Here is a 24,084-nt window from a genome sequence, read left to right on the forward strand (position 1 = left end):
CGTTAAGCGCGTGTTGCAGGTGGGCAGATTTGTGTTTACCTGTCCCTGGCCGATCCTCTGTTTGGCGTGTTCCGTTGGGCTGTTGGCATCTGGTTTGTTGCTGGTGGTGCGGTGCTGGTGGGTGGGGCGAGGCCCTCCATTGCCTTGAAGGCCTGGGCCAGGTCGGGTGGTAGCGGCATGCGGGGAGGTCCGACGGGGCGACCGGCCTCCTTGGCGGGGCCCGTTGCCGGGCGGACGGTTGGGAGGTGGTCGAGTTCGTCGAGGGCGACGCCTTTGGTGCGGCCGAGGCGGGTGGCGGTTACGTCGAAGATCTCGCCGTCCTTGCGAGGGGCGAAGGCGACGACCTGCCGCACCGGTAGGTGCGAGTCGGTCGGGCCGTCGAATTCTCGATAGGTGAGTCTATGGGACGGGCCCATCGGGCGCCCGCGCCTGTTGAACTCCTCCACTACCGGTATCTTGATCTCTGCGCAGTCGCGGAGATCTGGATGATTGTCCGAGCGGCCGAGGCGCTCGCCGGCGAACTCGTCCTCGCGGCCCTCGCGCAGGGCACTCAGGCCGAGGCGAACTGCTTCGAACTGCTTGGCGGCAGGACCGTTGGGATCCGCCTTGGCGCGGGCGTAGAGGTCGCGAAGCTCGTCGCGGAGCTCCGGATCGATGATCAGGTGGTATTTCGCCGTCATCGCGCTGCGGGCGGTTCGTTGTCGCTGTCGAGGTTCCAGCCGAATTCCTCGGCCAGCTCGTCGGCCGAGACGTTGTCCTCTACGCGGTTCGTGGCCAGGCGTCGCCGGGTGACTTCGCGAACCTCGGCGGCCTGCTCCGCGTCCGCTGCCAACTCTTCGAGCTGTTCCCACCGGTCGAACGGGATGACCACGCCTTCTGGTTGACCGCTGTCGCCGAAGATCAACGGCTCGGCCTGCCCCGCACGGAACCGCTGCAGCATCCGTGGGAGGTTGTGCGCGGCGGTGGCCGTGTCGATGACGTTGACTCGGTCACCATTCGGCCGGTCTTGCGGCGTCTCGCTCGACATCTCAACTCCCTCGCTAGCCTCTGCCCAGCCTAAAGGACGGTGTCATTTCTTCGGGCTTCGGTTTGAAGTCGGAGTCGTCGAGCGGTTCGTCTAGGTCCCAGCCGATTTCGGCCGCTACCTGTTCAAGCTGGACCGATGGCGCGTGTTCAGGATAGGAGCTCAGGCTCTACCGGGACGTGAGTTATCCACAGGCCGGCGGGGGTGTCTTGGCCGATGGAGGAGGCTCTGCCCGGACGTCCCTCCAGATGGGTGGAGCTCAAAGGAGCCCGGGGCGCTTCTGCGCTCCGGGCTCCCTGGTGCTTGTCACAGACCGAAGGGCCGGCCCAGAGGCCGGCCCTTCGACAGTTGGTCAGAGGTTGCGGAAGAACTTGCGGAGGTCTTCGGTGACTTCTTCGGGGCGTTCGAGGGAGGCGAAGTGGCCGCCCTTTTCGAAGGTGGACCAGTGGACGATGTTGGGGTTGTCGCGGTCGGCCAGCGGGCGGATGGTCTTGAAGTCGTCGGCGAAGACGGCTACGCCGGTGGGGGCGTGGTTCAAGGACGGTTCGGCGCCGGAGTTGGCCTCTTCGTAGTGGTAGCGGCCGGCGGCGGCGGAGGTGTTGGTGAACCAGTAGAGGGAGACCTCGGTGAGGATTTGGTCGGGGGTGACCAGGCTGGTGCCGTTGCCGAAGTTGTTGAAGAGTTCGTTCCAGGCGAGCTGGCCGACCGGTGAGTCGGAGATGCCGACGGCAACGGTCTGCGGGCGGGTCGAGTTGATCGCGTTGTACCCGCCGACCGACTGGAACCACTTCAGGTGCTCGAGCGCCGCGTAGTCGGCCGGCGTGAACTTCTCGAACTCCGACGGGTCGCCCGACGGGAACGAGAACAGCTGCAGGACGTGCAGGCCGAGGAAGCCGGGCGGGTTGAGTACGCCGAGCTCGCGGGCGATCATCGCGCCGCCGTCCGAGCCGTGCACGCCGTACGAGTCGTACCCGAGCCGCCGCATCAGCGTGTCGAACGTCCGGGCCACCCGCGCCATCGTCCAGCCGCGCTCGACGAGCGGGGTGCTGAACCCGAAGCCCGGGATCGACGGTACGACGACGGAGAACGCGTCCTCGGCGGATCCGCCGTACGCGACCGGGTCGGTGAGCGGGCCGATCATGTCGAGGAAGTCGACGAACGAACCCGGGTACGTGTGCGCCAGCAGCAGCGGGGTCGCGCCCTCGACCGCGGACGGCACGTGGATGAAGTGGATCGTCTGCCCGTCGATCTCGGTCAGGTAGTGCGGGAACTCGTTCATCCGGGCTTCCTGGGCCCGCCAGTCGAACTCGTTCTGCCAGCGGTCCACCATCTCGCGGAGGTAGTGGTTCGGCGTGCCGAGGTCCCAGTTGTCGCCCGGGGCGGCCTCGGGGAGCCGGGTCCGCGCGAGGCGGTTCTGCAGGTCGTCCAGGTCGGCCTGGTCGATCGTGACGGTGAAGGACCGGATGCTCTCGTTCTTGTTCATGGCTCTACCGTAGAATCCGTATAGGAACATTAGATTCCTAATCAGGAGACTGTTTTGCTGGAAACTTCGACGCGTTTGCTAGCACTGCTAGCGCTGTTGCAGACCCGGCCGGCGTGGACCGGTTCCGAGCTGGCCGAGCGGCTCGAGGTGACCACGCGGACGGTGCGCAACGACATCGACCGGCTCCGCGAACTGGGGTACCCGGTCGACGGCACGCGCGGCCCGGCCGGCCACTACCAGCTCGGGATCGGCGCGAAACTTCCGCCGCTGCTGCTCGACGACGAGGAGGCAGTCGCGGTCGCCGTCGGCCTGCGTACCGGGGCTGGCGTCACCGGGATGGCGGAGAGCAGCGAGCGCGCGCTGACCAAACTCCAGCAGGTTCTCCCGCATCGTCTTCAGCGGCAGGTCAACGCGATCAACCGGGCGATGGAGAAGGGCCCCGACAACACGCGCTCGAACGTCGACGCTCCCGAGATCGATCCCGGCGTACTGGCGACGATCGCGGCTTGTATTCGCGACGAGCATTACCTCCGCTTCGAGTACGCCGTACCGGAGGGGGACTCGATGTACAAGGCCGGGTCCGGTGTGGGGCGGGACCTGCCGCTGCTGGTGGAGCCGTACCGGTTGGTGAGCTGGCACGGGTACTGGCATCTCGTGGCGCGGGACGAGCAGGCGGACTGGCACTCGTACCGGGTCGACTGGATGTCGTTGCGGATGGCAACGGGGCGGCGGTACCAGCCGCGGCCGATGGCGGACGAGGCGTACACCGATTTCGTGCTGCGTGACGTGGCGTCGACCGGTTGGAAGGTGCACGCGCGGATCACGGTCCACGCGCCGGCGCAGGACGTCCTGTCCCGCATCCACGCCGCGGTCGGCATCGTCGAGTCCGTCGACGACAACACCAGCATCCTCGTCACCGGCGCCGACTCCCTCGAAACGATCGCCGTCTACATCGGGATGCTCGGCCTGGACTTCCACGTCGACGGCCCGCCTGCCCTCGTTGCTCACCTGGAGACCGTCGGCAGGCGCTATCTCAACGCGATCGAGCCGCCGGAGCACCGGAGTTAAGCGGCGAACAGGTGTGGGGTGTGTCATCTCGACAGGACGTGTCGGTCGGCCAGGTAGTGCACCTGAGCGTGAACCGGTCGCCGTGTACAGCGTCTCACCGGTGCACTACCTGTCGACCGTGCACACCATCGCCCGCACCTTGGGGCGTCTGATCCAGAGTGCGGCGCGGGACCGAGCCGAGGGTTACTGCGGCCCGTCCTTCGGTACCCCCAGCCCGGCGTTGCGGGCCTGGATGATGGCGGTGGGGCGGTCGGTGGTGCCTAGTTTGGTGAAGATGGTGGAGACGTTGTTGGCGACGGTTTTCGGGGCCAGGTCGAGGCGGGCGGCGATGGCGGGGTTGGAGAGGCCGGCGGCGAGGAGGTCGAGGATCTGGTGTTCGCGGGTGGTGAGTTCGGGGAACGGGGTGGCGGGTGGTGGGGCGGTGAAGAAGGTGAGTACGCGGCGGGCGACGCCGGGGCCGAAGATCGCCTCGCCGGCGGCGACGGCGCGGATGGCGCGGGCGATCTCCTCCTGCTCGGCGCCTTTGACGAGGTAGCCGCGGGCGCCGGCGCGCATGGCGGCGAAGACCGAGTCGTCGTCCTCGAACATGGTGAGCACGAGTACGGCGACGTCGGGGGCTGAGCGGGCGAGTTCGCGGGTGGCGGCGAAGCCGTCGAGGTCGGGCATCTGGAGGTCTAGTACGGCGACGTCGGGGCGGTTCGTCACGACTTCGCGGATCGCCTCGCGCCCGGTCGCGGCGACGCCGACGACCTCGATGCCCGGGAGGGAACTCAGCAACGCTTCCAACCCGGCGCGCACGACCGGGTGGTCGTCGGCCAGTACGACCCGGATCATCGCGACTCCAAGGAGGAATCAGCCGGGCGCTGCTCGGAGTTGGCGTGGGGTGTCGGGGCATCGGCAGGCGGGTCGGCGGTGTGCGCGGCGGGCGCGGGGCGGCTGGTTGCGGCTTCCGGCCGTGTGCTGGGTGGCTGGGTGCTCGATGCGGCTGTGCGGTGGGAGGAGTTGATTGTGTGTGGGGGAGGTGCAGTGAGAGGGAAGGTGGCGTGGACCTGGCCGCCGGTGGGGGTGGGGCCGGCTTCGAAGGTGCCGCCCAGTTCGGCGGCTCGTTCTCGCATCGCGTGGAGGCCGACTCCCGGGTGCCAACTTTCGCTAGGCGGACCGTCGTCGGTCACGACGATCTCCAGTTCGTCGCCGCAGCGCAGGGCCAGTACGGCGGAGGTTGCGCGTGCGTGTCGTACGACGTTGGTCAGGGCCTCCGTCGCGATCCGGTAGGCGGCGACCTCCATCGCCGCGGGCAGCGTAGGCAGCCCGGACGCCACGACCCGGACCCGCAGAGCTGTCCCGTCGGCGCGGATCGACATCTGGTCGGCTCGTTGACGGAGGGCGCCTACGAGACCGAGTTCGTCCAGGGCCGGCGGGCGGAGGTCGTCGACGAGGCGGCGGATCTCGGTGATGGCTGAGCGGGTGTCGGCGCGCAGGCGCGCGAGGAGCTCGATGGCTCGGGTGGAGTCGGAGGAGACGAGGTTCGCGGCCGCGTCGGCGGAGAACGCGACGCCGGTAAGGGTCGGGCCCAGGCCGTCGTGCAGGTCCCGGCGCAATCGTCGTCGTTCCTCCTCACGTGCTGACACGAGCTTCTCCCGCGACGCCTGCAGCTCGGCGGACAGCCGCGTGGCGTGCACCGCGACCGCCAGCGGTACGGCGACCAGTCCGAGCACATCCCGATCGGCCGACGACAACCCGGACTCGCCCGACCGCAGACCCACCTCGAGCGTCCCGACCACCTCACCGCCGTACGACAACGGCAGGTGTACGACCGAAGCTGAAGGCGTACCGTCCGCTGTCACACGACCGTCGACGGCCAACCCGACATACGGCAGGCGTAAGGCGGAACGTATGGCGGCGACGACACCCGGTAGACCAGCCGACAGCTGCTCGCCGACGCGGGATGCCACGCGGGCCGGGTCGTGGCGGTCGCCGTACAGGGCGCGGTCGACCAGGGCCTGGAGGCGGGGTAGGACCGGGGCGATGATCAGGGCGACGAAGACGGTGACCGCGGCCGATCGGCCGACCTGGGAGGCGATCAGCGAGTCGAGGAGAGCGGCCAGCGCGGCGTAGATGCCGACGGCAACCAGTGACAGCAGTGCCCAGGTCAGCGCGCGGGAGACGACCAGGCGGATGTCGAGCAGCTGGTACCGGACGATCGCGACGGCGACAGCGATCGGGATCAGCGGAATCGCCAGCAGGACGAGGATCGGGGTGCCGGCGACGAAGGCCCACGGGATGACGAACAGCAGGGCGATCACCGACGCGAGCAGCAACCACAGCAGTTGCCGGCGGCCCGTTTCGTCGGCGCGGCGGTAGCGGATCGCGAGGCAGAGTAGTGCGAGCAGGAGCGCGACCACGTTGCGGAGCTCGGTCGCGGTCCACAGCGGTTGCCAGGAGTCGTAGTTCGGCAGTGTCAGGTACCCGGTCGGCAACCCGGACGAGATCGGCTCGCCGCTGCCGGTCATCTCGAGGACGAAGAGCGGCGCGGTCACAACCACACCGATCACGGCCCACCGCCAGCGCGGCGACAACAAGCGGCCGTCAGGGAACAACAAGAGCGCGAGCGGCAGGAACAGTCCGATCGACCACGGCCAGGCCCCTAGCGCGACCGTGACGAGCACCTGCTGCGCAAGGCCGTCATGGACGACATACGCAAGGGTCGAGGCGAACGGCGTGGTGGCGTGGCCGATCCCGTCCGCGAGGAACAGCCAACCGATCGGATTGGCCGGCCGGTGCCACGCGATGACCGCCCCGCACAGGCCGAACGTGAGACCCATTAGTCCGTTCGTCACCACAAAGGTGTCGACCAGTTTGCCCCAGCCCCACCCGAGCGAGACGCCGTAGGCGACGGCGAAGACCACCTCGGCGACGACGAGCGCGGCCAGCGCGGCGGCGAGGCCTCGGCTGTTCGCGGAGATGGTCATACCGGGATTGTGCGCCCGCAGGGTTCCCGGCGTCTCGGGATCGCGATCCCGGATCGGGCGGGGAACTGCCCGCCGCCGCAGGAATCCACCCCCAAGCAAACGGCTGCAACCGACGCGACGGTGGGACCAACACCGAAACCAAGGGGGTAGGGAGATGTACCGATTCGGACTGGTACTGCTCGGTCTGCTGGCACTGCTCGACCTGGCGACGCCGCTGCTCACGGACGGGGACCACCCGCCGATGAGTATCGCGGTCGGGACCGCGGTGGTCGGGCTGATCAGCCTGGTGCTGGTCGGGTTCGCCTGGCGGGGGAGGCGGTGGGCGCTCGCGCCGCTGATCACGCTGCGGCTCGCGTCGGCGCTGCTAGCCGTACCGGCGTTCTTCGCGTCCGGCGTGCCGACGGCCGCGGTCGTCGCGGCCGGATTCGGCGTCGGCGCGACGGTGGTCGGCGTCATCGCCGTACTGCTGCCGACTCGTGAGCTGGCAGGTGCGCGATGACACAGACGATCAGCCGTACGACGAGCGCCGACATCCGGCCCGTCTGGCGGTGGGCGGCAGCGGTGATACTGCCGATCGGGCCGGCCGCGGTGGCGTTGCTCCGGTTCCTGCTGCCGTACGACACGGCGGACGACGTCTCGACGATCACCAGCAAGATCGTCGGTCACCTCGATCGCAGTTCGACGATCCTCTGGTTGTCCTACATCGCGCTGGTCACGCTGGTGCCCGGCGTGTACTTCGTCGGCCGGCTCGCTCGTCGCGGCGCGCCGTGGTTGACCGGGATCGCGCTGTTCCTGATGGTCCCGGGCTATCTGTCGTTGCCGTGGCTTGCGTCCAGCGACGCGTTCATCTGGTCCGCCGGCACGGCGGGTGCCGACCAGGCGACGATCACCAGGATCGCCGAGGCCACACACGGCTCGGTGGATGTCGCCGGCATCGTGTTCGTGGTCGGGCACGTGCTCGGCACGATCCTGCTCGGCATCGCGATGTGGCGCTCCGGCGTCGGCGGCCGGTGGGCAGCGGTCGCGGTGGCCGCGTCCCAGCCGCTGCACCTGATCTCGGTGATCATCAGCAGTCACCCGCTGGATCTGGTCGGCTGGGGACTGCAGGCAGCGGGGTTCGCCGCGGTGGGGTGGGCGATCCTGCGGATGCCGAACGACGAGTGGCAGCCGCTGCCGTACGCCGTCAGCGTCGTCAAACGCCGTGCTGCTTGAGGAAGCTGACGGTCCGCGCCATCGAGGTCGGCCAGGCGGGACCGAACGCGTGCTCCTCGCCCGGATACGTGTACAGCGTCGCGGTCTTCCCGGCCGCCTTCAGCGCGGCCAGGCTTGTGCGCGACCAGGCGATGGGGCAGGTCGAGTCGGATTCGCCGTGGTGGATCAGCACCGGCTCCGTCACGCGGTCGAAGAAGTTCACCGCGGACATGTTGTGCCAGAACGCCGGGTTGCGCGCCGGTTCGCCGTACCTGCGCAGGATCTGGCTCGCGATCGGGCGGTCCGCCCGGATCCAGCGGTCGAAGTTGTCCGCGGCCTGCGAACTGACCGGCGCGAACACCACGGCGGCCTTGACCAGACCGGGCTGGGTGACGAGCACGTTGTAGGTGATGCCGCCGCCCATCGAGCGGCCGAGCAGCGCGATCCGTGACGGGTCGACGTACTGCGAGGTGCGCAGCGCGAGGACCGCGTTGACGACGTCCTCGGTGTAGCCGAGGCGCAGGGTGAGCTCGGAGTCCGGGTCCTTCGAGGACTGCGCGTGGTTGCGGTAGTCGGTGTGCAGGACGACGTACCCGCGGCGTGCGAGGTAGTCCTGCTCGCGCATCAGGCCGCGGCCGTTCGTGTACACGGCCGGGTCGATGTAGCCGTGGTTCAGGACGAGCGCCGGGTGCGGACCCGGTGTGGACGGGACGTTCATGATCCCCGAGATCGTCAGCGTCCCGCTCCGGTAGGTGACGTAGTACCGGGTGTACGCCGGGGTGCGGGCGAGGACCCGGCCGAGACGGAGGTTGCCGCCGTTGTACTTCTTCGTCATCAACGCCTGCAGCGACACGGGATTCGCGACGGTCGACGGCTTGACGCTCGACGGCGCGGCGGTCGAGGGCGTGACGGTCGAGGGCGGCGAGGTGCTGGGTCGAGCGGCGGACGGCATGGGTGAGGTGGTGCCGGGCGCAGGAGGAGCCGCGTCGTTTCCGGTGCAACCGACCGCGGCCGCCGTCACGAACGCGACGACTCCTGCCCACGCCACCCGCCCGCTCATACCGCCAAGTCTGCCGTCACCTCCGGCGAAGTCCGCGAAAGTTCCGGCAACGATTGGCGGCGCGGCCACTGCACGATCACGACCGACGCGAGCACGAGACCGCCGCCGAACCACTGCACGGCACTCAGTTGCTCGCCGAAGACGAGGGCCGCCGCGACCACCGTCACGACCGGCTCGAAGATCGACAGGATCGAGGCCACGGACGGACCGACCCGAGCCATGCCCGCAAAGAAGAACAGGATCGCCGCGACGGTGCTGACCAGCGCGACCGCGGCCAGCCACAGCCAGCCAATCGGGGCGAACGTCAGATCGGTTCCGCGGAAGAGCCCCAGCACCAGGAACGTGCCGAACGCTCCGATGCACACCAGCGCCGTCAACGCGAGCGGCGGTACGTCGGCGGTCAGCGAGTCGCCGACCAGGATGTAGCACGTGTAGACGATCGGTGCGCCCAACGCCAGCAGTACGCCGAGCAGGTCGAACCGGCCGGTCATCGCCCCGCTGAGCACCAGCCCGATCCCGGCCAGCGCGACTGCCAGGGCGCCGATCCGCCGCCGCGAGGCCTGTTCGCGACGCAGTGCGATCGCCCCGACCATCACCAGCACCGGGTAGAGATACAGAAGGAGTGCGACCAGTGACGCGTCGATCCGCGCCAGCGCGGAGAAGTACAGCCCGGACTGGGCGGCGTACCCGAAGACACCCATCCCCAGGCCGGTGACAACGGCCCGGCGCGGCAGGTTGCGCAGGGCGCCGCGGGCGAGCGCGACGGCCAGCAGCAGTACGCCGGCGAGGCCGAAGCGGACGAGCAGCAGTGCGTCGACCGATACGCCCGCGTCGTACGCGAGCTTGCCGAAGACGGCCATGACCCCGAAGGTGACGGCGGAAAGAAGGCAGAAGAGGCGTCCCACGCCATCGATGGTCAGGGCCAGGGACTGTTCACGTCCATCGCGGCTTCACGGACAGCATTGTGAAGCTAAGCTGAACGAATGATGGATCTGCACCGACTGCGGTTGCTGCGGGAGGTGCACGGCCGCGGGACCGTGCACGGCGCGGCCCGCGCGCTCGGCTACTCGCCCAGCGCGATCTCCCAGCAGCTCGCCGTCCTGGAGCGCGAGGCCGGTACGCCGCTGCTCGAGCGGATCGGCCGCAACGTGCGCCTGACCGCGGCGGGCGAGGTGCTGGTCCGGCACGCGACGTCCCTGCTGGAAGGCGTCGAGGCCGCCGAGGCCGAGCTGGCCGCGGTCGCCGCGGGCCGGGTCGCGGGCCTGGTCCGGATCGCGTCGTTCCAGTCCGCGTTCATTCGCGTGGTCGCTCCGGCGATTCGCAGCCTGGCGGCCTCGCATCCCGACATCCGCGTCGAAGCCGCCGAGCTGGAAGTGGAGCAGGCCGCGCCCGCTCTCCGGCTGCAGCAGTTGGACGTCATGGTCGGCGACGAGTACGACGGCCAGCCGCGCGCCGTACACACCGATCTGCTCCGCGAGCACCTGCTCCGCGAGCACATCCGCGTCGTACTGCCCGCGGATCATCCGCTCGCAGCCGCGGAGCGCGTTCCGGTCGAGCAGTTGGCGGATCTGCCCTGGGCCGCTTGCCAGCCGGGCACCGGTCATCGCGAGATGCATGTCCGGGTCTGCCGCGAGCTCGGCGGGTTCGAGCCCGACATCCGCTACAGCTCCGACGACTTCCTGATCCTGCTCGAGCTCGTCCGGACGACGGGCGCGGGCGCGCTGCTTCCCGATCTCGTCATCGGAGCCGGCGCGCCGGGCGTCGCCGTACGCCGGCCTGCCGAGGCGGATGTCGGGCGGGCGGTCTTCCTGCTGACCCGCCGTACCCGGACGCCCGCGGTCGCGGCGGTGGCCGATGCGCTGGCGGCTGCGGCCACCGATCAGACCAGGTCGTGACGGAGCAGGACGGTCCGGTTGTCGAACGATCGCGTCTCGGCGAGCCGGAGCGTACGCCGGCCCGTTGCCTGATGCACCGGCTTGCCGCCGCCGAGGACCACCGGGTGCACGACCACGTGGTACTCGTCGACCAGGCCGAGCTCGGCCAGCGCCGCCGCCGCGCCCGAGCCCCCGGTCAGCAGGATGTCCTTGCCCGGCTCGGCCTTGAGCGCCGCGACGTCCTCGGCGGCGCGGATGACCCGGGCGTCCCACTCGGCGCTCTCGAGCGTCGTCGACAGCACCGCCTTCGCCGCCCGGCGCCACACGGGCGCGAACTCGATCGCGTGCTGGTCCGGGTTCATCGCCTCGGCGTGCGGCCAGTACGACGACATCATGTGCCAGACCGGCCGCCCGTACAGGAACAGGTCGGCGCGCTCGGTCAGGCTCATCGAGTACGCGCCCAGCTCCGGCCCGAGCTGGGCCCAGTCGAACTCGCCGTTCGGTCCCTCGACGAAACCGTCGAGCGACTGGTGCACGTAGTACATGAGCTTCCGCATGGTGTCCTCCGGATCTTGGCTGCCTGTGCCTCCTGGTCGGAGCCGTCCGGGCCGCTTTGACATCGGTATTGACGAATTCTGTCCCGCTTGGCAGGGTCGGGGAGAACGGGCGGGTCTGGGGGAAGGCCGGCTGCCCGTCGGGGGTCCAGACGCTCTCTGGGGGAAATCTCGCGCTGCGCTCGACGGCGACGACCGGTCTGCGCGGTGTGCGTGGAGGTTCGGTACGCGCGCGCCGATCTGCGGCAGTCGGCAGTGGTTCGGGGAGCGAACATGATCGAGGAACTGAGAGAACGCACGCGCGGGCAAGTCTTCACAGCAGGTGACGAGGGGTACGACGCGGCGCGCCGGGTCAACAACTGGATGCACGACAAGCATCCGCAGGTGGTCGTCCGGTGCGAGAACGCCGGTGACGTGATGGCGGCGATCGACTACGCACGGAGCAACCAGCTGGAGATCGCGATCCGCGGCGGCGGGCACAGTGTGCCGGGGTTCGGCACGGTCGAGGACGGTCTCGTCATCGACCTGAGCGGGATGCGCAACGTCCGGGTCGATCCGGTGACCAGGACCGCGCGGGCCGGCGGCGGTGCGACCTGGGGCGACTTCAACGCCGCCACGCACGCCTTCGGGCTGGCCACCACCGGCGGGATCATCTCGACCACCGGCGTCGGCGGACTGACCCTCGGCGGCGGGATCGGGTACCTGGCCCGGGGTCTCGGGCTGTCCTGCGACAACCTGGTCTCGGCGGACGTCGTGACCGCCGACGGGAAGTTCGTGATCGCCAGCGAGAAGGAGAACGAGGACCTGTTCTGGGCGTTACGCGGCGGTGGCGGCAACTTCGGCGTGGTCACCGCGCTCGAGTTCCGGCTGGCGCCGGTGTCCATGATCTACGGCGGCCCGATGTTCTTCGAGCTGTCCGACGCAGCCGCCGTACTGTCCGGGTTCCGGGACCTGATCAAGGACGCGCCCGAGCAGCTGGGCGGGTTCCCGGCGTTCCAGATCGCGCCGCCGTTGCCGTTCATCCCCGAGGACCGGCACGGTGAGCCGTTCGTGGCGATCGTCGGCTGCTGGGCCGGCGACCTGGACGACGGCGAGACCCAGATCTCGAAGTTCCGCGAGTTCGCGCCGGTGATGGCCGAGCATGTCGGCCCGATGCCGTACCCGGCGCTGAACAGTGCCTTCGACGCGCTCGTGCCGCCCGGTCTGCAGCACTACTGGAAGGCGAACTTCGTCACCGAGCTGACCGACGAGGCGATCCAGGCGCATCTGCGGCACGCGCCCGGTCTGCCCGCGGTGAACTCGACCGTGCACATCTACCCGATCGACGGCGCCTGTCACCGGGTGACGCCGGACGGGACCGCGTTCGCCTACCGGGAAGCGAACTTCGCGACCGTGATCGCCGGTATGTGGCCGGACCCGGCCGCCAACGAGGCCGGCGTCGAGTGGGTGCGGTCGTACTACGACGACGTCGCACCGCACTCCGAGTCCGGCGGGTACATCAACTTCATGGCCGACGACGACCAGGGCCGGATCCGGGACAACTACCGGCAGAACTACGACCGGCTGGTCGAGGTCAAGCGCAAGTACGACCCGGAGAACGTGTTCCACCTCAACCAGAACATCGCGCCCTAGGCAACAAAACGACCGGCGGCCGGTACGTCGTCGTACCGGCCGCCGGCCCCGGCTCACGACCTCACAGCGTGAGCAGGCGCTGGAAGAACGCGCGGTACCGCTGCAGTGCCGAGCGGAGGTCCTCGGTCGACGGCTCACCGCCCGACCACTGGTGCTCGAGATCCTGGCGCTGGCGGTCGAAGCCGTCCGCGAGGTGCTTGAGCACGTCGTCGACGAGCTTGTCGGCCTCGCTGACGGCGTTGCGCGGATCGTCCACGAACCCTTGCTGGACGACGTCCCAGCGGGCCCGGTAGTCGACGCCGGCTTCCTCGGCCACCAACGGCGCATCGCCCGTCGTTGTCCGGTCGTCACGCTCGGCGGTGCCGGCGGCTGTCATCCGGTTGTCCGGAGCACCGGCCGCTGCACGGTCGTCGTCCAGCCCACGGCCGGCGTCGAGGCCTCGCTCGTCGTCCAGGCCGCGGCGGCCGCTGAGCTCGGAGTCGGTCACGAGATCGTCGTCGTTCAGCATGCGGTCGTCGTCCAGGGGAAGGTCACGACGGTCGGGCGTGGTCATGCTTGCTCCTTCGTGGTGGTCCGGTTCTCGCTGTCGTCGAGCAGGGCGTCGACCAAGTGCCGGTACGCCGTGACTGCCTGCCGCAGGTCCTCGGTGTCGGCGTCGCCGCGGGCGTGCGCGACCGCGATCCGGTGCGCCTCCCGGTAGTGCATCGCGACGTCGGGATGGTCGACGGACACGTCGTCGGCGCGCTGCTCGAACTCGTCGACCGGGTACCCGGACTCGCGCATCATCCGCAGCACCAGCCGATCCGCGTCCGCGACCGCTCCGGCCGGACGGTCGACGAAGCTCTGCTGCACCTTCGCCCACTCGGCGCGGTAGGTCCGCGCGGACTCACGGCTCAACGGCGTGATCTCCAGCCGCGACACCCGGCGTTGCCGTCCGCGCAGCTCGCGCTCCGCGCTGCGGCGATCGCCCGACTCCTCGAGGGTGCGCTCGTACTCCGGGCCGAACCGTTGCTGCAGCTCGCTCGAGCGTCTGCGCTGGTACAGGACGAAGACCGCCGCCGCGGCGAGCAGCACCACGGCGATGATCACGATGGTCAGGACGGTACCCATCACAACTCCAGTCCGATCGCATGGGCGGATCCGCGATCCGCACCGGCCGATCGCGAGAATCCCTGGCAGGCGGTCCCCAGCGCCGCCTCAGCACCCCGTTGGCCCCGACCGGTACCCAGGTCCGATGCGCACAAGCCTCCGGCCGGCCACCCGCAGCGGGTGACCGGCCGGAGCGGCGGCGTACGGTCAGGCCTTCGGACCGAGCTTGTGGACGACGATGCCGGACTTGAACGTCGTCGTACCGAGCAGTTCGAGATGGGTGATGTCTATGCCGGTGCCGCGGAACATGGTTTCGCCCTCGGCGACGACCGGGAAGAACCAGAAGTGATACTCGTCGACGAGCTTGTTCTCCAGCAGCGTCTTCGAGAACGACCCGGTGCCGTACTTGATCAGGTCACCGCCCTCGGACTCCTTGAGCCGGCGGACGGCCTCGGCGGCGTCGCCTTCGAGCGGCTGGGCGTTCCACTTCCACTCGGTGACCGTGCGCGTGGCGACGTACTTCGGCATCGCGTTGAACAGGTCGGCGAAGGGGTCGCCGGCCCGGGACAGCCAGGCGTCCGCGAAGCCTTCGTAGGTGACGCGGCCTAGCACCTGGGCCTCGACGCCCTCCATCAGGCCTTGCGAGTACGCCGCGTGCTCGTCGTCCCAGTACGGCGGGCTCCAGTTCTGCGGCTCGTCGATGACGCCGTTCAAGGTGATGAAGGTGGATTCGATCAGCTTCCTCATGGGTCTTTCCTCTCAGTGTCGGTACGGGCGCCGCTTGCGGGCGTCCTGGAGTGCTGCGGCCCACCAGACGAGCTGGTCGAGCATGAGTTTGGCGGATGCCTCGTAGCCGGCGGACGGCCGCGGCCAGCCGCCGTCCGCGGTGAACTGCTCCCAGTAGCAGGGGAGTGCGACGGTGTTGCGGATGGTGACGGCCTGGAGTTCGCTGAAGACCTGCCGCAGCTGTGCGGTGGCGTAGCAGCCGCCGCTTTCCCGGCCGTAGCTGACGATTGCGACCGGCTTGGCGTGCCACTCGTCGTAGTACCAGTCCAGTGCGGTCTTCAGCGTGGCCGGAAAGCTGCAGTTGATCTCCGGGGTGACGACGGCGAACGCGTCTGCGGCAGCCAGCCTGGTGCCCACTGCGGCGACCTCCCGCGGTGCCTCCTCCTCGGCGTCGGGGAGTCCGGCGGGCAGATTCGCAGTGGCCAGGTCGACCAGGTCGACCTCGAACTGCTTGGCTGCCTGCTCGCCGAGCCAGTTCGCCACGGTCGGCCCGAACCGCCCAGGCCGGGTGCTGCCGATGATCACTGCCAGTCGCATCCGCCGTCCTCCTTCCGTCTGAAACAGACTTTGCCGGAAGGGGTTTACGGTTTCTTTCCGGTCGTTTCCGGCGGACCGGAATAAGGTGCCGTCATGCGCTTCGGGGTGCTGGGACCGGTGACGGCCTGGACGGACGCGGGGACGCCTGTGGTCATCCAAGGGCTGAAGGTGCGTGCGTTGCTGGCTGACCTGCTGGTGCACGAGGGCCGGCCGGTGCCCTCGGACCGGCTGATCGACGACCTGTGGGGCTCTGAGCTCCCTGGGAACCCGTCAGGCACGCTCTCCGCGAAGGTGTCCCAGCTGCGGCGAGCGTTGGAGGACGCTGAGCCTGGCAGCCGCTCGCTCGTGCAGTCCGGCCCGGCCGCGTATTCGCTGGCGGTTTCTGCCGCGAACTGTGACGCGCTGCGCTTCGGCGAGCTGCTGGCTGCCGGGTCGCTCGACGAGGCGCTGGCGTTGTGGCGCGGCCCGGCGTACGCCGATTTCGCGGACGATGCGTTCACCGAGACAGCCGTAGCGCGGCTGACCGATCAGCGGCTCACCGCACTCGAGCGGGCTGATCTGCCGGTTCCTGACCTCGCCGCCCTGGTCAAGGAGCATCCGCTGCGCGAGGGTCTGCGGGCTGCGCACATGAAGGCGCTGTACCGGGCCGGTCGGCAGACGGAGGCGCTGGAGAGCTTCGACGAGCTGCGGCAACTGCTGCTCGATGACCTCGGGCTGGACCCAGGGCCAGAGCTTGTCGCGCTGCAGCAGTCGATCCTCACGCAAGAGCTGCCGCACGCACGGAACAACCTCCCTGCACAGATGACTGAGCTGATCGGCCGCTCCGATGCGCTGGCCGACATCAGTGCCCGATTGGGCACATCACGGCTGGTGACACTGACCGGTCCGGGAGGTGTGGGCAAGACTCGCCTGGCACTGGCTGCTGCGGCCGGCGTGACGGACAGGTTCGCGGACGGGGTCGTCCTGGTCGAGCTGGCCGCCGTGACTCCCGACGCGCTATCGGTCACCAACTCGCTGACGGACGCCGTGCAGGCCGCTCTGGACCTTCGGGACACGGAAGATTCGCCCGTTGTCGATCGACTGGCCTCAGTGATGGGCTCCCGGCTGCTGGTACTCGACAACTGCGAGCAGATCGTCGACGAGGTCGCCGCGCTGACGGATCGCTTGCTGGCCGCCGCGCCGGGCCTCCGTGTGCTGGCGACGAGCCGTGAACCGCTGGGGCTGGCCGGTGAGGTGGTGTGGAGTGTGCCGCCGCTGTCCGTACCTCCGCTGTCGGCAGGTGTGCACGAGGTCGGCGAGTGCAGTGCGGCGCAGTTGTTCGTCACGCGGGCGGCTGCGGCGTCGCGTGGCTTCGCGCTGACGGACGAGACCGTTGCGGACGTCGCCGTACTGTGCCGGCGGCTGGACGGGATCCCGCTAGCGCTGGAGCTGGCTGCGACGCGTGTGCGCGCTCTGGGAGTACGCGGGCTCGTAGCGCGGCTGGACGACCGTTTCCGGTTGCTGGCGACAGGACATCGTGGTGCTGCGCCAAGGCAGCAGACGTTGCACGCGATGATCGACTGGAGCTGGGAGCTGCTCGACCCGGACGAGCAGTCCGTACTGCGGCGCCTCGCCGTACATGCTGATGGCTGTACGGCGGATGCCGCGGCGGTGGTCTGCGGTGAGGACGACGTACTGGATGTCCTCGTGCGCCTGGTCGACCGGTCGCTCGTCGTACCAGTTGACGGGGAACGGTTCCGGCTGCTCGAGTCGGTGGCGGCGTACTGCATCGACAAGCTGACGGTGACGGGTGAGCTCGAGTCGTCACGGCAGCGGCACCTGGCGTACTACGTGTCGCTTGCGGAGACCGCCCGGCCCGGCTTGTTCGGTGACGGGCAAGGCCGGTGGCTGGAGCTGCTGGACGACGACTCGGCGAACTTCCGGACCGCACTGGATCGAGCTGTGGCCACGGGGCAGCTGGACCTCGCGGAGCGGCTCGTGGACGCTCTGGCTTGGTACTGGTTCCTGCGTGGTCGGTATGTGGAGGCCATGCGGTCTCTCGAGGCTGTGCCGGGTTCGGCGCGGGCCGGTGTGTGGCGGGCGGGGTTCATGTACCTGCTCGGGCACCCTGACGCCGCCGCCGAGCGGGACCGCTGGCTGGACGACGCGGACGCCATGGGGCAGTGGTGGATCGCTCACGCCGCCAGCGATGCCGGCGACCTGTCCACGTGCTTGTCGCTGCTCAACCAGGCGCTGAAGAGCTTTGAGGCCGACGGGAATCAGTGGGGCATAGCCGCCGTGCTGGCTGCTCGGGCCAAGCACGCACATGTACGGGCCGACCTGCCTGCTCTGTACGACGACGCGTGCCAGAGCATCGGCACGTTCCGCTCGCTGGGGGATCGGTGGGGCGTTCTGCAGGCGACAGGGTGGTTCGGGGCGCACGCGGAGCTCGTCGGGGACTTCGAGGAGGCGGAGCGGCTGCACCTCGAAGGCATGGAGGCCGCGGAGGAGATCGGACTGTGGCCCGAGGTCGCCAGCGCGGCCGGCATGCTCGGATGGACCGCGATCCGGCGCGGGCATTTCGAGTCGGCCCGGACGTACGGCGAGCGTGGGCTTCGGCTGGCGACGGAGCAGGGGCAGCGCGCGACGCAGGCGCTCGCGGAGTTGGTGCTCGGCTTCGCCGCCCGTCGTACCGGCGCCCTGGACGAGGCCTCGTCGCGGTTGCAGGCGCTGATCGATGCCGCCCGTCGACAGTCGGAATCTGTCTTGTATCTGTCGATCGTCCTGGCGGAGCTCGGGTTCGTCCGGGAGCTCCAAGGCCGGCCCGAAGAGGCACTGGAGCTGCATGCGGAGGCGTTCCGGGTCGCGGAGCAGTTCGACTCGCTGCGAGGTCAGTGCTGGGCGCTGGAGGGGATAGCGGCCTGTCACCCCGACAAGACGCTCGCGGCCACGTTGCTGGGGAGCGCGGCCGCCACGCGGGCGACCGAGAACTATCTGACAGCTGCGGCGGAGGCTGCGGATCTCGAGCGTGCGGTTATGGCGGCCTCAGAGGCGCTCGGGGCCGATGGGTACCAAGCGGCGTACGAGCGGGGCGTGGCCCTCGGCCCGGCACAGGCTTTCGCGCTGCTAGTTCGGCAATAGATGTTCTGTAGTTGAGATTATCTGCCTAGCGAAGTAGTTTTGCCCGCGGAGCGAACTTCGAAAGGTGAATCATGGATTACGGCCACGAGCTGGTCTTCGGCACGTTCCTGACCCCTGCGGTCGACACCCCGGACCGCGTGATCGCGCTGGCCCAGCTGACCGAACAGGTCGGGCTCGACCTGGTGACCTTCCAGGACCATCCCTACCAGCCGCGGCTGATGGACGCCTGGACGCTGCTGTCCGTCGTCGCCGCCCAGACCTCGCGGGTGAAGGTGTCCACGAATGTCGCCAACCTGCCGCTCCGGCACCCGGTCGTGCTGGCGCGCAGCGTCGCGACGCTGGACCTGATCACCGGCGGACGGGTCGAGCTCGGCCTGGGCGCGGGCGGGTTCCTCGACGCGGTCGCGGCGAACGGTGGGCCGCGGCTGACGACCGGACAGAGCATCACTGCACTGGAGGAAGCCATCGCGATCATGCGCGAGGTCTGGACTCCTGGCGGCGGCGGCATCCGGCTGGCCGGCAAGCACTACACGGTTGCCGGTGCCAAGCGCGGCCCGGCGCCCGCCCACGACGTGTCGATCTGGTTGGGTGCTTACAAGCCACGGATGCTCGCCCTGACCGGACGCCTCGCTGATGGCTGGCTGCCGAGCAGCGGGTACGCCGGGCCGGACCAGCTCGCCGCGATGAACAAGATCATCGACGAGGCTGCCGTAGAGGCGGGACGGGATCCTTCGGCGGTCCGACGGCTGTACAACGTGTCCGGTCAGTTCAGTGGGCGTGGGGGGTTCCTGCAGGGTCCTGAGGAGCTGTGGATCGACCAGCTCGCCGAGCTGACGCTGGGGGAGGGCATCAGCACCTACATCCTCGCCTCGGACGACCCGGACGACATCCGGCGCTTCGCTGAGGTGGCAGCTGGTGTGCGCGAGGCCGTCTCGGTCGCCCGGTCGGGCGGCGTGGTGTCTACGGCGCCTGTTCCCGCCGGTGGCTTCGGCGTCGTGCCGACACCACCTCCCGCTGTGCGGCGTAGCGCCGTTCAGCTGCTGGACGAGTCCGCGCGGCCGACCGGGCCGGCGCCGGACCCGTCGCGGACGTACACGCCGTACCAGTTTCAGTCCGGTCAGCACCTGATCGACGTCCACGACCATCTGCGCGCGGAGCTCGACCAGGTCCGCGATCTGGTCGAGCAGGTCGCGGCCGGGACGCTCGGGGTCGGTGCGGCGCGCTCGCACATCAACACCATGACGATGCGGCAGAACAACTGGACGCTGGGGACGTACTGCGAGTCCTACTGCCGGCTGGTCACGACGCATCACTCGCTGGAGGACGCCTCGCTGTTCCCGCACCTCCGCCGGGCCGACCCCGCGCTGGAGCCGGTCGTCGACCGGTTGCAGGAGGAGCACAAGATCATCCACGACGTCCTCGAAGGCGTCGACAAGGCTCTCGTCGCACTGGTTGACGGGTCAGGCGACATCGACGGTCTGCGTGCCGCCGTCGACCTGCTGGACGACACGCTGCTGTCGCACCTGTCCTACGAGGAGCGGGAGCTGGTCGAGCCGCTGGCGCGGCTCGGGGTGCTCTGAGTTACTTCGCCTCTCCCAGGAGAGAGGCGAGGATGTCGAGGAGCCGGAGCGTCGGGACCTCGCCGAGCAGGCGGGCGGCCGAGGTCGCCGGCTCCGCGATCAGGCGGACCTGCAGCAGCTTGAAGTCGCGGACGTTGGCCGGGTTCACCAGGTCCTCGCGGACCGCCTTCAGGAACTCGGCGCCGGCCGACGCCGAGCCGTAGGTCATCCGGATGAAGCTGTCGGTCACCGGGTAGAGGTACGGCCGCTTCAGGTGCAGCAGCTTCGACTTCTTCGCGTGCCCGAAGCCGCGGTGGCCGGTGAACTTGTCGTCGAGCGCCATCGCCGCCTCGAACAGCTCACTGCCTGGCTCGGCGTCCTCGAGGCGCGCGTCGACCGGGATCGCCGCGAGCTCCTTCTCGGCCTCGACCTCGAGCAGCCACGGGATGTCCATCGCGCGCAGGTCGGCGCCGATCACCATGATCCGGCCCAGGTCGTCGAGCGTGACCTGGTTCGGGTCGGAGCCGCCGACGGTGGTCATCCCCGGCAACCCGTCGTAGTACTGCAGCACGGCGCCGTTCGTCTCGGCGTACAGCCGCAACTGCGCGATCGCCTCGTCGACGACGATCTTCCGGGTACCGATGTTCATGAGCCACACCCTCACACTCGTGGTGGCAGACCCGCCAGCGGGCGGACAGCATTCGAACGTTTAGTCAGTCTGTTTCCGCAGATCGTAGCGACTCCTGGGCGACCTGCACGCCAGGGTCACTTCCCGTTATCCACAACCTGTAATCATCCGCTCTCTCCGCACGCTGAACTCCGTAAACTCTCTGTCACAACACCACGACTGAGCGGAGGCAACCATGCGGCACCGGCTCCTTCTGCTCGTCCTCGCGGTCCTTCTGCTCGTGCCCGTCCCACCGGCCGCGCAGGCGGCGCGACCGGACGAGTATCCCTGCCTGCACCCGGACCTGACCGTCTCAGGGAACGGTGAGGTCCTGAGCACCGGCACGGAAGTCGCCAACGACGGCGGCATGGCGCACGCCGGCACCGGGGTCACCTTCACCTTCCAGGCCCGGACGTTCAACCTGACGATCGACCTGTGCAACCTCCGGATCACCGACGCCCGCACATGGCAGGTCAACCACTGGCCCTGTGACAACGTGCCGAAACCGAAGCCGGCCCGGACCCAGTCGCTGAGTTGGTCGGTCACCGTTCCGCTGGACTGCAAGTTCGTCGGCTCACCGAACCTGCTCGACGTGTCCTTGACGAACGGCAAGGGATCGGCGGGCGCCTCGGTGATGATCTACGCGGGTGCGCCCGGGTTCGTGCTCCCGGACAAGCAGGCGCGGGCGTTCTTCGGGCCGTTCGCGATGCAGTCCGATCCGGTCAACTCGCTGACGGGCGCGCTGACCGCTGTCGAGACGGACGCGTCGGTCGCCGCCCTCGGCGTACCGCTGACGGTGACCCGGACGTACAACTCGAACGACCCGTCCGCCGGCTCGCTCGGCGCCGGGTGGCGGGCCTCGTACTCGGATCGGCTCGAGCTGTCGCCGGGTGGTGCGCGGTACCTGGCGTCCGACGGGCGGGAGATCGGGTTCACGCGGGAAGTCAGCCGGGCCGCGGGGCGCGTGCAGACCGTCACGAACGGGCGGCGGTCGGCCTCGACTCGCGGTCGTCCCCGCCCGGCTTCCTGGACGCCTTGGCAATCGGTAATTGGGTTGAGGAGGGCCGGGCAGCACCTCATGATGAGCGCATGATTACTACGACCTTTGGACTGTTGCTGGTGGAACCTGTGGCCTTGGCGGCTCGGGTTCAGCAGCAGGCCGGTCGTTGTAGGGGGTCGAGCTTCGGTCCGTTGTGATCGGGGTGGTGGTCGCGGGGCTCTTGGCCGGGTTTGGGGTTGCTATGCCGGTCGGGCCTGTCGGGACCTATCTGGTGGCGTTGACTGCGCGGAGTTCGTTGCGGATCGGGGCGTTTGCGGCTCTCGGGGTTGCTTCGGCTGATGGCGTGTACGCGGCGGTGGCCGCGGGTGCCGGCACTGTGCTGGCTCCGCTACTGTTGCCGATCGTCGGACCGTTGCGGTGGGCATCGGTTGTTGTGTTGATCGCCTTGGCCGTGCTCGGCGCGGCCAAGGCGGTACGGCGTTATCGTGAGCGGCGGATCGTTGCGCTTCAGCAGGAGACACCGATCGGCGCGTCGACGGCGTACTTCGGGATGCTCGGCATGACGATGCTCAACCCGTGGACGATGATCTACTTCGCCGCGCTGGTACTGGGCGGGTCCGGGGTCACGGGAGTCGGCGAGCGGATCGTGTTCGTCGTGGCAGCGTTCGCGGCGTCAGCCAGCTGGCAACTGCTACTCGCTGGCGGTGGCGCGCTGCTCGGGCGATTGTTGACCGGGGCAACCGGCCGGCTCGTGACCACGTCGGCGTCGAGCCTGCTGATCGTCGTACTCGCGGTTCGTCTGGTCGCCTGACTGAGCGCCGATCGTTCGCGGCGGGGACGTGGCAATCGTGCTGGGTGCAGCCCACGTTGTGCTGGTCCGCGGTGGCAACAGTTCATGGGAACTGCTGCCACCGCGGACGCGTTATCTGACAACTCCGGGTGTTGAAGACGCGAGGAACTTGCACCAGACAACCATGCAGCGTCCGCCGCTGTTGTGACGTTGGATGGTTGCCGTTTCTGGGGGGCTAGCGGTCGTGGACGGTGTAGGTCAGGTGGGTGACCTTGGGGGAGGACTCCGCATGGGTCTGTGTGAGGGCGATGCGGCTGGCGTCGATGCCGTCGAACAGGCGGATTCCGGTGCCGAACAGTACGGGGGACAGGGCGATTGAGAACTCGTCGATCAGGCCGGCGTTGAGGTACTGGAGGATTGTTTCGGCGCCGCCGGCGATGCGGACGTCACGGTCGCCCGCGGCTTGGCGGGCCTGGTCGAGTGCTGCTTCGATGCCATCGTTGATGAAGTGGAAGGTGGTTCCTCCCGGGCGTTCCCAGGGGTCGCGCTTCTCGTGGGTTACGACGAAGACCTGGGTGTGGAACGGCGCCTCTTCCGGCCACATTCGTTCGCCGGCGTCGAACATCCGCTTGCCCATGATGCTCGCGCCGGTGCGCTCGAACGTCTCGCGCGCGATGTCGTTGTCGCGGCCTTCTTCGCCGCCCTTGCCGAGCTTCAGGTTCTCCCGGAAGAAGCGCAGCGGGAAGACCCATTGCTGCAGCTCCATCCATTGCTTCCCCATCAGGTCCTTCGGGGAGTCGGGTGCGATGAAGCCGTCGAGCGACATCGATACGCCGAAGTACACCTTGGCTGCCATCAGTCGTTTGTTCCCTTCAGGAGGAGTTCGGTGATGTAGGCAGCCAGGTTGCCCAGGGTCTGTTGGCCGCCCTCGATCGCGTGGTACTTCTCGACTGCCTCGTCGCGCAGTTCCTTGGTCGGGAAGACCGTGCGCATCTCGATCCGGGTCGCCGTACCTTCGGGCTCGAACGTGATGAGCGACTCGAAGGCGTTCGGGTCGTCGCGGAACTCACCGTGTACCAAGGCGATCCGCTCGGGTGAGACGATCTCGGTCCAAGAGATCCATTCGGGATAGTCGGTCCCGTCCGGGCCGTGCAGTACGAAGACCCACTCGCCACCGACGCGGAACTCGAACGACCGCGTGGTGGTCGTGAACCCGTCCGGACCCCACCACTGCGACAGGTGCCGGATATCGGTGAACGCCTCGAACACCAGCGCCGGTGGGGCGTCGATGATGCGGGAGATGACGACCTCGCGGTCGGCCGTCGTGGCCCGCGCCGATACCCCTGGTGCCGTGTCCGACTGCGCTGGTACCGCAGATTCCGTGCCGGCCCGCGCCAACGCTACTGGTGCCGTCTGGGGCTGCACTGGTACCCCAGATTCGGTGTCGCCCCGCGCCGATGCCCCTGGTTCCGTTTGGGGCTGCACTGGTACCGCAGATTCGGTGTCGGCTCGCGCCGATGCTCCTGATTTCGTTTGGGGCTGCCCTGGCACGGCGGGTTGTGTCTGGGCCTGCGCTGATATCGCAGGCCCCGTCTCGGACTGCGCCGACGCGCCAGGTCTGGTCTCGGGTGGCGCCGAGGCGCCAGGTCCGGTCTCGGACTGCGCCGGTACTCCCGGTGCG

General features: G+C 68.9%; 24 protein-coding genes. 9 read left to right on the top strand and 15 right to left on the bottom strand.

Annotated features, from left to right (window positions below; all coding sequences use genetic code 11):
• Positions 1–35: 35 nt before the first annotated feature.
• The 3 genes from AB0I12_RS00290 to AB0I12_RS00300 form a co-directional block, all read right to left on the bottom strand.
• Positions 36–680 carry a hypothetical protein gene (locus AB0I12_RS00290; RefSeq protein ID WP_359922348.1) on the bottom strand — a complete coding sequence of 215 codons (645 nt, stop codon included), beginning with the start codon at positions 678–680 and terminating at the stop codon, positions 36–38.
• Positions 677–1,027 carry a hypothetical protein gene (locus AB0I12_RS00295; RefSeq protein ID WP_359922351.1) on the bottom strand — a complete coding sequence of 117 codons (351 nt, stop codon included), beginning with the start codon at positions 1,025–1,027 and terminating at the stop codon, positions 677–679. The genes AB0I12_RS00290 and AB0I12_RS00295 overlap by 4 nt, the downstream gene beginning before the upstream one ends.
• 349 nt (positions 1,028–1,376) lie before the next feature.
• Complete coding sequence (locus AB0I12_RS00300; RefSeq protein WP_359922354.1) at positions 1,377–2,507, bottom strand: epoxide hydrolase family protein; 1,131 nt, start codon at positions 2,505–2,507, stop codon at positions 1,377–1,379.
• 54 nt (positions 2,508–2,561) lie between these two features.
• Here AB0I12_RS00300 and AB0I12_RS00305 point away from each other — a divergent pair, with 54 nt between their 5' ends.
• Complete coding sequence (locus AB0I12_RS00305) at positions 2,562–3,575, top strand: WYL domain-containing protein (protein ID WP_359922357.1); 1,014 nt, start codon at positions 2,562–2,564, stop codon at positions 3,573–3,575.
• Positions 3,576–3,758: 183 nt separating this feature from the next.
• Here AB0I12_RS00305 and AB0I12_RS00310 read toward each other — a convergent pair whose 3' ends face one another.
• Together AB0I12_RS00310 and AB0I12_RS00315 are read right to left on the bottom strand one after the other, a co-directional pair.
• A complete protein-coding gene (locus AB0I12_RS00310) occupies positions 3,759–4,409 on the bottom strand; it encodes a response regulator transcription factor (protein WP_359922359.1) in 651 nt (216 codons plus the stop codon).
• The gene (locus AB0I12_RS00315; RefSeq protein ID WP_359922361.1) at positions 4,406–6,544 is read right to left on the bottom strand and encodes a histidine kinase; all 2,139 of its coding nucleotides are present in this window, start codon (positions 6,542–6,544) and stop codon (positions 4,406–4,408) included. Before AB0I12_RS00315 ends, AB0I12_RS00310 begins: the two co-directional genes overlap by 4 nt.
• Before the next feature lie 154 nt (positions 6,545–6,698).
• Between AB0I12_RS00315 and AB0I12_RS00320 the strand changes: the two genes are divergently transcribed.
• The gene (locus AB0I12_RS00320; RefSeq protein WP_359922364.1) at positions 6,699–7,043 is read left to right on the top strand and encodes a hypothetical protein; all 345 of its coding nucleotides are present in this window, start codon (positions 6,699–6,701) and stop codon (positions 7,041–7,043) included.
• Positions 7,040–7,756, top strand: a complete 717-nt coding sequence (locus AB0I12_RS00325; protein WP_359922367.1) for a hypothetical protein — start codon at positions 7,040–7,042, stop codon at positions 7,754–7,756. The genes AB0I12_RS00320 and AB0I12_RS00325 overlap by 4 nt, the downstream gene beginning before the upstream one ends.
• On the opposite strand, the gene AB0I12_RS00330 is transcribed toward AB0I12_RS00325, so the two are convergent.
• Both AB0I12_RS00330 and AB0I12_RS00335 read right to left on the bottom strand, forming a co-directional pair.
• Complete coding sequence (locus tag AB0I12_RS00330; protein WP_359922369.1) at positions 7,737–8,795, bottom strand: alpha/beta fold hydrolase; 1,059 nt, start codon at positions 8,793–8,795, stop codon at positions 7,737–7,739. The two genes, AB0I12_RS00325 and AB0I12_RS00330, sit on opposite strands and share 20 nt — an antisense overlap.
• Positions 8,792–9,700, bottom strand: coding sequence for a DMT family transporter (locus AB0I12_RS00335; RefSeq protein ID WP_359922372.1), 909 nt, complete (start codon positions 9,698–9,700; stop codon positions 8,792–8,794). Before AB0I12_RS00335 ends, AB0I12_RS00330 begins: the two co-directional genes overlap by 4 nt.
• A gap of 78 nt (positions 9,701–9,778) precedes the next feature.
• Here AB0I12_RS00335 and AB0I12_RS00340 point away from each other — a divergent pair, with 78 nt between their 5' ends.
• Complete coding sequence (locus AB0I12_RS00340) at positions 9,779–10,690, top strand: LysR family transcriptional regulator (protein WP_359922375.1); 912 nt, start codon at positions 9,779–9,781, stop codon at positions 10,688–10,690.
• On the opposite strand, the gene AB0I12_RS00345 is transcribed toward AB0I12_RS00340, so the two are convergent.
• Entirely contained in the window at positions 10,675–11,226 is a 552-nt protein-coding gene (locus AB0I12_RS00345) for a dihydrofolate reductase family protein (RefSeq protein WP_359922377.1), read from the bottom strand. The genes AB0I12_RS00340 and AB0I12_RS00345 overlap by 16 nt on opposite strands.
• A gap of 270 nt (positions 11,227–11,496) precedes the next feature.
• Here AB0I12_RS00345 and AB0I12_RS00350 point away from each other — a divergent pair, with 270 nt between their 5' ends.
• On the top strand, positions 11,497–12,855 hold the full coding sequence (locus AB0I12_RS00350) for an FAD-binding oxidoreductase (protein ID WP_359922380.1): 1,359 nt from the start codon (positions 11,497–11,499) through the stop codon (positions 12,853–12,855).
• Positions 12,856–12,916: 61 nt separating this feature from the next.
• Here AB0I12_RS00350 and AB0I12_RS00355 read toward each other — a convergent pair whose 3' ends face one another.
• The 4 genes from AB0I12_RS00355 to AB0I12_RS00370 all read right to left on the bottom strand — a co-directional run bounded on the left by AB0I12_RS00355 (position 12,917) and on the right by AB0I12_RS00370 (position 15,267).
• A complete protein-coding gene (locus AB0I12_RS00355) occupies positions 12,917–13,408 on the bottom strand; it encodes a hypothetical protein (RefSeq protein ID WP_359922383.1) in 492 nt (163 codons plus the stop codon).
• Positions 13,405–13,965, bottom strand: coding sequence for a hypothetical protein (locus tag AB0I12_RS00360; RefSeq protein WP_359922386.1), 561 nt, complete (start codon positions 13,963–13,965; stop codon positions 13,405–13,407). The genes AB0I12_RS00355 and AB0I12_RS00360 overlap by 4 nt, the downstream gene beginning before the upstream one ends.
• A gap of 186 nt (positions 13,966–14,151) precedes the next feature.
• A complete protein-coding gene (locus tag AB0I12_RS00365) occupies positions 14,152–14,691 on the bottom strand; it encodes a dihydrofolate reductase family protein (RefSeq protein WP_359922389.1) in 540 nt (179 codons plus the stop codon).
• Between the two features lie 12 nt (positions 14,692–14,703).
• Entirely contained in the window at positions 14,704–15,267 is a 564-nt protein-coding gene (locus AB0I12_RS00370) for an NAD(P)H-dependent oxidoreductase (protein ID WP_359922392.1), read from the bottom strand.
• A gap of 93 nt (positions 15,268–15,360) precedes the next feature.
• Between AB0I12_RS00370 and AB0I12_RS00375 the strand changes: the two genes are divergently transcribed.
• The gene (locus AB0I12_RS00375; RefSeq protein WP_359922394.1) at positions 15,361–18,387 is read left to right on the top strand and encodes a BTAD domain-containing putative transcriptional regulator; all 3,027 of its coding nucleotides are present in this window, start codon (positions 15,361–15,363) and stop codon (positions 18,385–18,387) included.
• A gap of 71 nt (positions 18,388–18,458) precedes the next feature.
• Positions 18,459–19,967 (top strand): LLM class flavin-dependent oxidoreductase, encoded by a 1,509-nt coding sequence (locus tag AB0I12_RS00380; RefSeq protein ID WP_359922397.1) that lies wholly within the window; start codon positions 18,459–18,461, stop codon positions 19,965–19,967.
• 1 nt (position 19,968) lies between these two features.
• On the opposite strand, the gene AB0I12_RS00385 is transcribed toward AB0I12_RS00380, so the two are convergent.
• Entirely contained in the window at positions 19,969–20,595 is a 627-nt protein-coding gene (locus AB0I12_RS00385) for a DUF6308 family protein (RefSeq protein ID WP_359922399.1), read from the bottom strand.
• Between the two features lie 214 nt (positions 20,596–20,809).
• Between AB0I12_RS00385 and AB0I12_RS00390 the strand changes: the two genes are divergently transcribed.
• Both AB0I12_RS00390 and AB0I12_RS00395 read left to right on the top strand, forming a co-directional pair.
• A complete protein-coding gene (locus AB0I12_RS00390) occupies positions 20,810–21,706 on the top strand; it encodes a DUF6531 domain-containing protein (RefSeq protein WP_359922402.1) in 897 nt (298 codons plus the stop codon).
• A gap of 148 nt (positions 21,707–21,854) precedes the next feature.
• The gene (locus AB0I12_RS00395; RefSeq protein WP_359922405.1) at positions 21,855–22,424 is read left to right on the top strand and encodes a LysE family transporter; all 570 of its coding nucleotides are present in this window, start codon (positions 21,855–21,857) and stop codon (positions 22,422–22,424) included.
• Positions 22,425–22,638: 214 nt separating this feature from the next.
• Here the strand turns inward: AB0I12_RS00395 and AB0I12_RS00400 are convergent, their stop codons facing one another.
• Both AB0I12_RS00400 and AB0I12_RS00405 read right to left on the bottom strand, forming a co-directional pair.
• Positions 22,639–23,259, bottom strand: a complete 621-nt coding sequence (locus AB0I12_RS00400) for a dihydrofolate reductase family protein (RefSeq protein ID WP_359922408.1) — start codon at positions 23,257–23,259, stop codon at positions 22,639–22,641.
• The gene (locus AB0I12_RS00405) at positions 23,259–23,828 is read right to left on the bottom strand and encodes an SRPBCC family protein (protein WP_359922411.1); all 570 of its coding nucleotides are present in this window, start codon (positions 23,826–23,828) and stop codon (positions 23,259–23,261) included. The genes AB0I12_RS00400 and AB0I12_RS00405 overlap by 1 nt, the downstream gene beginning before the upstream one ends.
• Positions 23,829–24,084: the final 256 nt, after the last annotated feature.

This window comes from Kribbella sp. NPDC050459 (genome assembly GCF_040655315.1).
In the GTDB taxonomy this organism is placed as follows: Bacteria; Actinomycetota; Actinomycetes; order Propionibacteriales; family Kribbellaceae; genus Kribbella.